General features: G+C 67.4%; 6 protein-coding genes and 1 pseudogene. 6 read left to right on the top strand and 1 reads right to left on the bottom strand.

The features are described 5' to 3' along the window. From WAX14_RS01965 to WAX14_RS01945, 5 genes and pseudogenes are all read left to right on the top strand, one after another. Nucleotides 1-284, top strand: a pseudogene (locus WAX14_RS01965) (hypothetical protein); the annotation flags it as partial. A 127-nt stretch (nucleotides 285-411) separates the two neighbouring features. Beyond that, nucleotides 412-1,875: an MFS transporter gene (locus WAX14_RS01960; protein WP_422626412.1), complete on the top strand. Its 1,464-nt coding sequence runs from the start codon at nucleotides 412-414 to the stop codon at nucleotides 1,873-1,875. A gap of 72 nt (nucleotides 1,876-1,947) precedes the next feature. After that, nucleotides 1,948-5,355, top strand: coding sequence for a BTAD domain-containing putative transcriptional regulator (locus WAX14_RS01955; protein WP_422626411.1), 3,408 nt, complete (start codon nucleotides 1,948-1,950; stop codon nucleotides 5,353-5,355). Between the two features lie 117 nt (nucleotides 5,356-5,472). Then, nucleotides 5,473-6,858: an FAD-binding oxidoreductase gene (locus WAX14_RS01950; RefSeq protein ID WP_422626410.1), complete on the top strand. Its 1,386-nt coding sequence runs from the start codon at nucleotides 5,473-5,475 to the stop codon at nucleotides 6,856-6,858. Nucleotides 6,859-6,927: 69 nt separating this feature from the next. Beyond that, nucleotides 6,928-7,755, top strand: coding sequence for a DUF5602 domain-containing protein (locus WAX14_RS01945; protein ID WP_422626409.1), 828 nt, complete (start codon nucleotides 6,928-6,930; stop codon nucleotides 7,753-7,755). Between the two features lie 123 nt (nucleotides 7,756-7,878). Here the strand turns inward: WAX14_RS01945 and WAX14_RS01940 are convergent, their stop codons facing one another. Then, complete coding sequence (locus WAX14_RS01940; RefSeq protein WP_422626408.1) at nucleotides 7,879-8,841, bottom strand: hypothetical protein; 963 nt, start codon at nucleotides 8,839-8,841, stop codon at nucleotides 7,879-7,881. 248 nt (nucleotides 8,842-9,089) lie between these two features. Between WAX14_RS01940 and WAX14_RS01935 the strand changes: the two genes are divergently transcribed. After that, a complete protein-coding gene (locus tag WAX14_RS01935) occupies nucleotides 9,090-10,610 on the top strand; it encodes an FAD-dependent oxidoreductase (protein ID WP_422626407.1) in 1,521 nt (506 codons plus the stop codon). Nucleotides 10,611-10,651 lie beyond the last annotated feature (41 nt).

The raw sequence follows: 10,651 nt of genomic DNA, 5'->3' as shown, positions 1-10,651 counted from the left end.
TCGAACTCGACCGGTCCCTGTTCGTCGTCAATCAGATCGGTACCATCCAGGGCGGTGCGCAGGCATTGCTCGCCGAAGCCGCCGCGCATGCAATGCGTCCGGGGCTCGTTGCCACCGACATCCTCGTCCGTTACCTGTCCCAGGTACGCACCGGGCCGGCACGCTCGCACGGAACTGTCGTGCGAGACGCCCCCGACCACAGTGTGATCGACATCCGACTGGTCGACGCCGGTGACGACGACCGGGTGCTGGCTCTGCTGACGGTGACCCTGCAGCGGCCGTAGAGGCCGTGCGAGTGTGCACATATGGTCGAACCGCCCGGCGTGTCGCGACCATAAGTGCACACTCGAGGCCGGCCATCCAAGTGTTCGACCCGGTCCGGTCCAAGCGTGGGGGAGCAACGTGCTCGAGGTGACCAACACCTCCACAAGCCACGAGGCCCCACCGACCGTCCCGAAAAGCACCGCGACGAAACGAGCCACCCTCGCGGTGGTGTGCGTAACCACCGCCATGCTCATGCTCGACATCGCCGTCGTCAATACCGCGTTGCCGTCGATCGCCATCGACCTGAACACCGGCGTGAGTGCACTGCAATGGGTGATCGACGCGTACACCCTCGCGCTCGCCACCGTCGTGCTCGGAGCCGGTTCGTGGGCGGATCGACGCGGCCGTCGCCATGTGTTCCTCGTCGGCCTCGTATGGTTCACCGTCGCGTCCCTGCTGTGTGCGCTGGCCCCGACCATCTGGATACTCGACGTCGCCCGGGCGGCACAGGGCATCGGCGGGGCCATCCTCTTCGCGTGTTCACTCGCGCTGCTCGCGGATGTCTTCGAGCAAGGTCCTGCGCGTGCGACAGCGTTGGCCGCGTACGGCGCCACCATCGGCGGGGCGTTCGCGGTCGGCCCGCTGATCGGCGGTCTGCTCACCGAATTCCTGAACTGGCGTGCCATTTTCCTCGTCAACCTGCCGATCGGCCTCGTCACGCTCGCACTGACCGTGCGGTGGGTACCGGAATCACGGGACCCGCGACCGCGTGGAGCCGACGTACCCGGCCAGATCCTCGCCGCGATGGGCCTCGCGGCCTTGGTCTTCGGATTGCTGCACGGCAACGAGAAAGGCTGGCTGGACCCGCTGACCGTCGGCTCGGCGGTTGTCGCCGTCGTCGCGATGACCTGGTTCGTCCGGCACGAAACGCGCACAGACGAACCGATGCTGCCGCCCCATCTGCTCGCGAACCGTGCGTTCGCGGGCGCACAGATCGCGGCGTTCGCGATCTCCGCGTCGCTCTTCGCGGTATTCGTCTACACCACCATCTACCTGCAGAACGTGTTGCACCTGTCGCCTGTCGAAGCCGGGCTGGTCTACATCCCCGCGACCGTCGCGATGTTCGTCGTTGCCGGAGCGACCGCGAAACTCGACCGGCGCGTCCCGGTAGCCGCCTCACTGGGGATGTCGCTCGTCCTGGTCGCAGTCGGTCTGGTCATGATGACCGCCGTCGACGTCGACGGTTCCCGGTACACGATCCTGCCCGGACTTCTCATCGCGTGTGTCGGAGCGGGCGTGTTCAATCCGGTGATGAGTGGGCTGGTCCTCGGCGAGAGCACCTCCGATCATTCAGGACTCGCGGCGGGCATCAACGACGCCTTCCGGCAAACCGGTATCGCAGTGGGAGTCGCGGGACTCGGAGCACTCCTGCCCGCACAGTCGCTGCTGCCGGGTGGATCACCCCAGGACTTCGTCACCGGTTTGCATCACGCGCTGCTCGTCGCCGCCGCGATCGCGGCGCTCGGAGCGCTCGTCTGCGCGGCTACCCTGCGTGCGCCCCGGACGGCACCGGACGGCGAGCACCGTGAGGCGGCGAGTGTGAACGCCTGACACCGCGCGCGTGCGCGGACTCCCGTTCCCTACACTTCTATCGTTCGGTGCCTTCCGGTCGAGGAGCCATGCATGATCTACCGCCTGCTCGGGCCGCTGGAGGTTGCCCGGACTCCTGGCCCTGAAACCGGAACGGACCTGGTCGATCTGGGGCCGCGTAAGCAGCGGGCCGTGCTTGCCGTCCTGTTGCTGAACCGTGGACGGGTCGTGTCCACGGACCGGATCATCGACGCTTTGTGGTCGCGGGAGGCACCGGCCAGCGCCGTGTCGAGTCTGCAGGCGTACATCTCCAACCTGCGGCGGGTGCTGCGTACCGAGTCGGGGGCGACCTCCCCGATCGTGCGTCAGCCACCCGGGTACATCCTCGACATCACCCGCGACGAGGTGGATCTGACGGTGTTCCTCGACGACGCCGAAACGGCACGACGCCACGCCGACGCCGGCGAATGGGAACGTGCGCTCGAGGTCGCAGACCGGGCCCTCGCGACCGTCCGGGGCTCGCTGCTCGAGGACCTGCGTGACGAGCCGTGGGTCCAGGTGGCGTCGGTCGGATACGAGGAAGTGCGTACGGAATGTCGTGAAACCCTGATCACGACGTTGCTCGCGCTGGGCAGGCTCGCCCCGGCGCTGGTCGAGGCCACCCGCTTGTACGGCGAGTTCCCGCTCCGGGATCGAACATGCTGGTTGCGGATGCTCGCGCTGCACAGGGCGGGTCGGTCGCCGGAAGCATTGGACCAGTTCACGGTGCACGTCGGCCGCCTCGATGCCGAGCTCGGGCTGCGGCCGGGCGCCGAGCTGATCGACCTGCAGGGCGCGATCCTACGGCACGAGCCCGGCCTGGCCGCATGGCCGAGGACACCGGGATGGACGGGCGCGCATGAGGTTCCGGCGCCGGCGCCGGTGCCGACACCGGATCCGGACGCGCCAGGCGAGACCGGGAGGGCCTTCGTCGGCCGCGCGGCCGAATCCGACGTGATCGACGGCATGCTCGACGAGGTGCGCGCGGGCTCGGCGCGCTGGCTCGTGCTGACCGGGCCCGCGGGTATCGGGAAGTCACGTCTGGCGGAGGAATGCGACGCGCGGACGGTCGCAGCGGGTGGCATGACCGTGTGGGCGCGTTGCCTCGAGGACGACGGCGCACCGGCATGGTGGCCGATCCGCAGAATGCTGCGGGAACTCGGGGTCGACGCCGACGCAGCGTTGATTCCGCCGACCGGGGTGGAACCGGACGAAGCGCGTTTCGCGGTGTACGAACGTGTCCTGCGGGCGATCGAGGCGTGCGCGGTGGAACGGGGTCCGCTGACCGTCGTCATCGACGACGTCCAATGGGCCGAACCGACGTCCCTCCGGTGCTTGCGGTATCTGACCGGTGCGCTGCATCGCGAACGCGCCTGGTTCGTGTTGACCCTCCGCGATTCGGAAGTCCGCTCCGGAGTAGCGAAGTTCGTCGATACGGTGCTGCACCGTGAGGGCAGCAGGCACATCGTCGTGCCTGCCCTCGTCGAGGCGGAGGTCGCGGCACTGGCTCGGTACGTGTGCGGTGAGGAACTCGCGCCCACCGAGGCCCGGCTGCTCGCCGAGCGTACCGGCGGCAATCCGCTGTTCGTCTCCGAATACGCTCGCCTGCCCCGTGACGAACGCCTGGCAGGGGAGATTCCGATGGCGGTCCGCGCGGTCCTCGGCCGACGCCTGACCACGGTGGAACCCGCCGTGTTGCAGCTCCTTCGGGTGGCGGCCGTCATCGGAGACACAATCGAGATCGATATTCTTTCGGCCGCAACAAAACTCGATCTCGACGTCCTCGCCGACTATCTCGACGACGCGGCCGACGAACACATCATCGTCACCGATCCGAGTGTTCGCGGATACGCCTTCGCGCACGGACTTCTCCGGGACGAGGTGCTCGCGGAGATCCCCGAATTGCGTCGTCAACGTATCCATGCCCAGGTCGCCGACGCACTTGCGGGTTCCGCTGACCCGGACCGCTCCACCCGGCGCGCGCAGCACCTGATGGCCGCACTCTCGGTGTCCGACCCCCGAGTCGTGCTCGACGCGTGCACCGATGCCGCGCGGGAAGCGACCGAGCGGTGGAACTCGGAGACCGCAGCGCAGTGGTGGGAAGCCGCAGTGCAGGCTTTCGATCTGCTGCCGCCCGCCGATCAGCGGCCCGGCGCGCGGGACGATCTGCTGGTGGCCCGGGTCGAGGCGCTCGCACGCGCAGGACGCGGTCAGACGGTCCTCGATGTCGTCGATGCCGGTTTGCTCGCCGCCGTCCGTGACGGCCGCACCACCACCGCCGGACGGCTTGCGGCCGCGTTGATGCGGTCGGCCGGAGCGTGGCCGTGGATGTCCTACGGAAAGAACCCGGGACCGGTGCTCGAAAGATTGTCCGGGCTCGAACCTTTCGTTGCGGACGATTCTGCCGCCCACGTCCGGGTACTCGCGACGCTGGCGGTCGGAAGTTGCTACCACCCGGACTCGGCCGTTCCCGACGGCCTCAGCATGCGGGCGCTCGGCATCGCCCGCGCGACGGGCGATCCGGACATCATCGCCGATGCGCTGCTGGGGCGAATCCTGCTCTACTCCGGGGTCGCGACACACAGCCACGAGTCGGTACAGCTGATCGACGAACTGTTCGCGCTGAGGCACCGGCAATCGCGATTCGACGACGTCATCGCACACGCCGCGGCCAGTATGGCCAGGATGAACCTTGCCGACGTCGACTCTGCCGCTCGGCACGTGCGGCAGGGGATCGTCGGGTGCGACCTGTTGCGTCTGCCGGTGGTGCGTGTCCAGTTGCGGTGGATGGAAGCAACTCTCGCGTCGTGGCACGGCGACTTCGACGAAACCCGCAGACAGTACGAGACGGCGAGACAGTTCCACCTGCAGACCGAACTGTACGTCGCGGGCAGTGACGATCTCGCGGCGAACACCCTCGAATGGGAGCACGGCATGCTTGCCGACGCGGAACCCGGTTTCGTGGAACCGGGTTTGTGGCGAATCGCGATATCCGCGGCGCAAGGCGACGCGGAGAGCGCGGCCAGGGAAATCGGCCGATGGGAGCCTCGGCGTGGACCGTTCACGTGGACCACGCTCGGACATCGCACACTGATCGCCAGGGTGATCGCGGACCTCGAACTCGTCGAGTACGCCGACACATTCATCGAACTGCTCGCACCGTTCGTCGACCGCATCGCCACGGTCGGGCAGGTCGGTGTGATCGGATCTGTTGCAGAGGCGTCCGCGCGACTGCACGCACTGCGCGGCCGCATCGAGGAAGCCGAGGCGTTGCTCGACCGCGCCGAGGAGATCGCAACGCGCACCTCCAGCCGACCGACCCTTCTCCGTTGCCGACTGCTGCGCACCCAACTCCGCGAGGCGTCGCCGGGACGGGAGCGTGCGATCGAGCAGGTCGCCGTGGACGCGACCGGCCTCGGAATGTTCGGCCTCGCCGCCTACGCTCGCTCGACCCCGGGCTGACTTCTGCGCCGACTTGGTCGATTCTTGGACGAGTCGGCCCGGCTGGACCAAGAACCGGCCAAGCATGCTCGCACATTCTTTCATCCATACCCGCACGACGGATGGAAGGAAGAACCGATGATCCCAACGACACGCGAGATCGATACCCAGCTCGAACAGCTCCGAACGGCAGTGTCCGGAACGGTGGCGCTGCCGGGCGAACCCGGATACGAGTTGGCCACGCCGTGGAATGTCGCAGTGCCGGTTCGGCCCGCCGCGGTTGTCGCAGTCGAGAACGACGCCGACATCGCCGCGACGGTCCGCTTCGCCGCAGACCACGGACTGAAGGTCGCCGTCCAGCGCACCGGCCACGGTGCCGTCCCACTGGGGGGTGACGTGCTGCTCGTCCACACCGGTCGGCTGATCGAGTGTGTGATCGACCCGGCGACGCACACCGCACGGATCGGGGCCGGACTCGTGTGGCAGGACGTCATCGACGCTGCCGCACCACACGGGCTGGCGCCGCTGAGCGGATCCGCCACGACCGTCGGGGTCGTCGGCTATCTCACCGGTGGCGGGATCGGACCGATGGTGCGCACCTACGGATTGTCGTCCGACCATGTTCGGGCGTTCGAATTCGTGACCGGCAACGGTGAGGTTCTGCGCGCGACCCCAGACGAACACGCCGAACTGTTCTGGGGCCTGCGCGGCGGCAAGGCGACGTTGGGGATCGTTTCCTCCGTCGAGATCGACCTGGTTCCGGCCAGTCACTTCTATGGTGGTGCAGTCTATTTCGACGGCATCGATGCCGCGACGGTGGCGCACGCCTGGCTGGACTGGTGTGCCGATCTTCCCGAGCACAGTTCGACGTCGCTGGCATTTCTCCGATTGCCGCCGTTGCCGCAGGTTCCGGCCCCGCTCGCAGGCAAGTTGACCGTCGCGGTCCGATTCGCCAGCCTCGCCGACGGGGCCGAGGCCGAGGCTTTTATCCACACTGTCCGTTCGGTGGCGACCCCGGTGCTCGACGGCATCGCGGTGCTGCCGTGGGCCGCGGTGGGAGCGGTGCACGCCGACCCGGTCGATCCCATGCCCACCCACGAATATTCCGCATTGACCGGAGAGTTGACGCACGACGCGATCGATGCCCTGCTGTCCGTCGCAGGCCCCGGCTCGCATTCGCCGCAAACCGTTGTCGAGGTTCGCCTGCTCGGCGGCGCACTGGCACGGGAACCGCGGCACCGCAGTGCCTTCTGTCATCGCGACGCGGATTTCGCGCTCATGGTCGCGGGTGTGTTGGTACCGGCTACGGCAGAGGATGTGATCGGGCACGCCCGCACCGTCGACCGGGTGCTGTCGCCGTGGACCACCGGCCGCCGGCTTCCCAACTTTGCGGCCGGATCCGACCCGGACACCATCGCGTGCGCCTACGACGACGACACCTGGCACTGGCTCAGCGCGCTCGCCGACGAACACGACAGTGCCGGGGTCCTGCGCGTCGGGCACGTTGTTCGGCGTGACCACTGATGTTGCGCGACCACTGATGTTGCGCGACCACTGATGGATATCGACACCTTCACCTCGAAAGGCACATCCATGCACACGGTTCGGACCGCTTCCGGACTCGCACTCTCGGCACTTACGGTGCTCGCCGTCGCCGGGTGCGGAGACTCGGCCACCACACTCGCGCACGGCGCGGACGCGCACCCCCGCGGATCCGCAACCACCTACGGCGCGGAACAACCGTTGGGGGACGGAAACTCCAGGACATACGTCACTGTCGACGGAAGCGGGAAGCCGCAGGAGATCGGTATCCGAATCTCCGAGTCGGCTCTCGGCGGGCTTCCGGACGGTCCGGATGCCACGACGACGATGGTCATGCTGGACCTGCCCTCGGGTGCACCCGACGCAGGTTTCGACCATGTGATGCTGGACTGGAACCCGCACGGCCACGACCCGGAGATCCTGTTCGGCAAACCGCACTTCGACATGCACTTCTACATGGCGGACATCGAGCACGACATCGACCCTGCGGCACCCGATTTCGCTGCCCGGGCAGCAGAACTCCCTGAACCGCAGTATGTTCCGGAAGGATATGGACCCCCACCGGGTCCGGCTGCGGAGAACACCGTGCCGTTCATGGGCATGCACTGGACGAACGCTGCGGACGGGGCGATCCCGGGGTCGTTCGATTTCACCGAAGTGCTGCTCTACGGATCGTGGGATGGTGAGTTCACATTCATCGAACCGATGATGACCCGGGACTGGCTTGCCGCGAAACCGGAGATCCGGGAAGAGATCAGCCAACCCGCCGCCTACCTGCGGACCGGATACTTTCCGACCGTCTACACCGTCGACTTCGACGAACAAGCCGGTGAGTACGTCATCGCGTTATCGGGTCTGACGATGCGCGAGGCGTCCTGACCCGTAGCGCATCCTGAACCGCACCACTGCCACCCGGCCGCGAGGGGTCGTCCGGGTGGCAGTCGTGCATGGTCATCTGGGGTGCATGGTCATCTGGGGTGCATGGTCATCTGGGGTGCACAGTCATCGGGTGGCGTGCCGGGCGGCAGGTACGAGCGAGCGAGCAGCGGCAGCTGTGAGTATCGCCGCGCCGAGTGCGATCAGCGCGTACGGCCACCACCGAGGCTGAGCGGTGGTCAGCGTCGTGGCCTGTGGTTCCACCTGATCGTCGGCGGTGAGCGCCAGCGCGCCCGTCGCGGATTTGACGTTGTCCGCGATCCCGGCGATCACACCGGCGACCGGGCCGGCGCCGGTGACGAGTTGCCCGGTCCCGTCGGTCAGCGCCCGGCCGCCGTCGTCGAGCATCACGAGGCCGTCGCGGAGTTGGGTCGATCCGGCGGCAGCGGCGTTCATGCCCGCCACGAACGGAGCGTTCGGGTCCGTGAGTTCGTAGGCGAGTTGCCGAGCGCCGTCGCGCAGCATGGCGAGTCGGTCGAGCGTATCCGGGCCGAGGCCCTGGGTGTTCAGTGTGTCGATCAGCGTGCGCAGTTGCCCGGCAGCGTTCTGCGACACCGGGTCGGGGGACAGCGCCAGCCCGTCGGAGACAGCCGTGAGCTGTTCGGTGACCGTTCCCTGCATCGCACCGAGTCCGGTGAGCTGTCCGACGACCTCGTCGACTCCTCCACTGATCTGCGTTGCACCATCGCCGAGTTGAGCCACGCCGCCGTCGAGTTGGTCGAGCCCGGACGCGAGTTGTTCGCCACCGTCTCTGGCTTGGCGCAGACCGTCGGACAACTGTCGCGCGCCGTCGTCGAGTTGGCGGCTACCGTCGGTGAGCTGTCCGACGCCGCCGTCCAGCATCGACAAGGGCAGCCCGGCGCGTTGCAGTTTGTCGCGGGCTTCACCGACACTGTCGCCGGAATCTACCGGCTGGTCGGCCTCCGCCACCGTCACGGTCGGGGTGTCGAGATAGGCGAAGGTGGAACCGACCGCGAGGAGGATCAGCCCGACGACCGCGATGAGGATGGAGACGGCACGTGTTTGCACGAGCGGCGACGGTACCGCTCGCGTGTGAGAGTTTTCTGGCAATTGCGGCGGGGTGCGTCCGGGGTCCACGCAGGCCGGTGACCGGAAGAGTCGTGCATCACTCCGGATGTCTCCTCGTCAGGTGCCTCATATCGCCCGGCTCGGTGGGACGCACTCGACACGGACGAGTAGCCCCCTCGTTACTTTTGGTCATCCGTCCAAAACAAGCGACCAATAGCCTTTTGCGCATCGTCGACAGAAGGATGCGCATGGAAAGCCAAGCAGCACAGTTTGACCGAGAGGGGCAACGTAGCCGGCCCGTCACGCGACGGACGTTTCTGCGCGGCACGGTGCTCACGGCGGGTGCCGTTACCGGCCTGGGAACTGTCGGTAGCGCCGCTGTCGCCGCGCCGGGCGCCACCTCCGCGAGCGTGGTCTACGACGCCATCGTCGTCGGTGGCGGACTGTCGGGGCTGGCAGCGGCGAAATCGTTGGCCGAGGCAGGCGCGTCGGTCGTCGTTCTGGAGGCCAGGGAACGCGCCGGCGGCCGTGTCCACAACATCACCTCGCCGATCCTCGGCGCCACCATCGACGCAGGCGCCGAGTTCATCGGCCCCACGCAGGGCCACATCAGCGCGCTCGCCGACGAGTACCGGGTGCGGTCGATCCCGACCTACAACGCCGGCGACAGCCTGTTCTGGTTCGACGGATCGGGTCGGCGCATGCCCGCCGCGGTCCCGGTGCCGGCGACCCTGGCGACCCTGGAGGCCACCCCGGCGCTGGTGCGGGCGCAGGCGGATGCCCTCGCCTTCCCGGCAGGCGAGCCGTGGAAGCATCCCGACGCCGGGTACCTCGACTCGATCACCTGGGGGCAGTACACCGACCAGCTCACGTCGTCCCCGATGGCGCGCGTGCTCACCACGGTCGCGATGTCTGCGCCGCTGTCGGTTCGCCCCGACGAGGTGTCGGCACTGTATGTCCTCAATTACATCGCCGCGTCGGGCGACGAACACAATCCGGGCAGTCTGATGCGACTGTTGAGCACCGAGGGCGGCGCCCAGGAGCGCCTCTTCGAGGGCGGGGCGGCCCTCATTCCGCTCCGCATGGCCGAAGCCCTCGGCAACCGGATGGTCTACAACGCCCCGGTTCGGTCGATCACCACCGGATCCGGTCCCGCAGCGGTCGCCACCGATGTGGGAATCTTCCACGGGCGCAAGGTCGTCGTTGCGATGTCTCCGGCCATAAGCGGTCGGATCCGGTACAGCCCAGGGCTTCCCGAGAGCCGTATCGGTCTCACCCGTGGCTACCACATGGGCGCGGTGAGCAAGTTCACCGCGTTCTACGACCAGCCGTTCTGGCGGGAGCAGGGTATGTCGGGTCAGGTATTCGGCAACGGCAAACCCATCGACGTTACGTTCGAAAGCTACGCGGAGGGCAGACACATCTTGATGGGATTCATCTCCGCCGATGCCATGCGGCGCCTCGACCGTGCACCGGAGGATCAACTCGTATCCGAGTGCATCGGCAACTTCGTCGACTATTTCGGCCCGCGCGCAGCAGAATTCATCGACTACGGGGTGTTCAAATGGGATCTCGAACCGTGGTCGCTCGGCGGTCCCGTTGCTGTCAGCTCACCGGGGACGCTGACGAAGTACGGTCCGGCCCTGCGCGAACCGGTCGGCGATATCTATTGGGCGGGAACAGAAACCGCGGACTACTGGACCGGCTATATGGACGGCGCCGTGCGATCGGGCCGACGGGCGGCGTTCGAGGTGCTCACCGCGCAATAGGTGCGGTCCCGAGTGCGTCATCGGCTGTCCCGACTGTGAAC

Source organism: Rhodococcus sp. (in: high G+C Gram-positive bacteria), assembly GCF_049299235.1.
Lineage (GTDB): Bacteria > Actinomycetota > Actinomycetes > Mycobacteriales > Mycobacteriaceae > Rhodococcus.
Note: the sequence above shows the minus strand (reverse complement) of the source record. Positions and strands in the feature narration are given on the sequence as shown.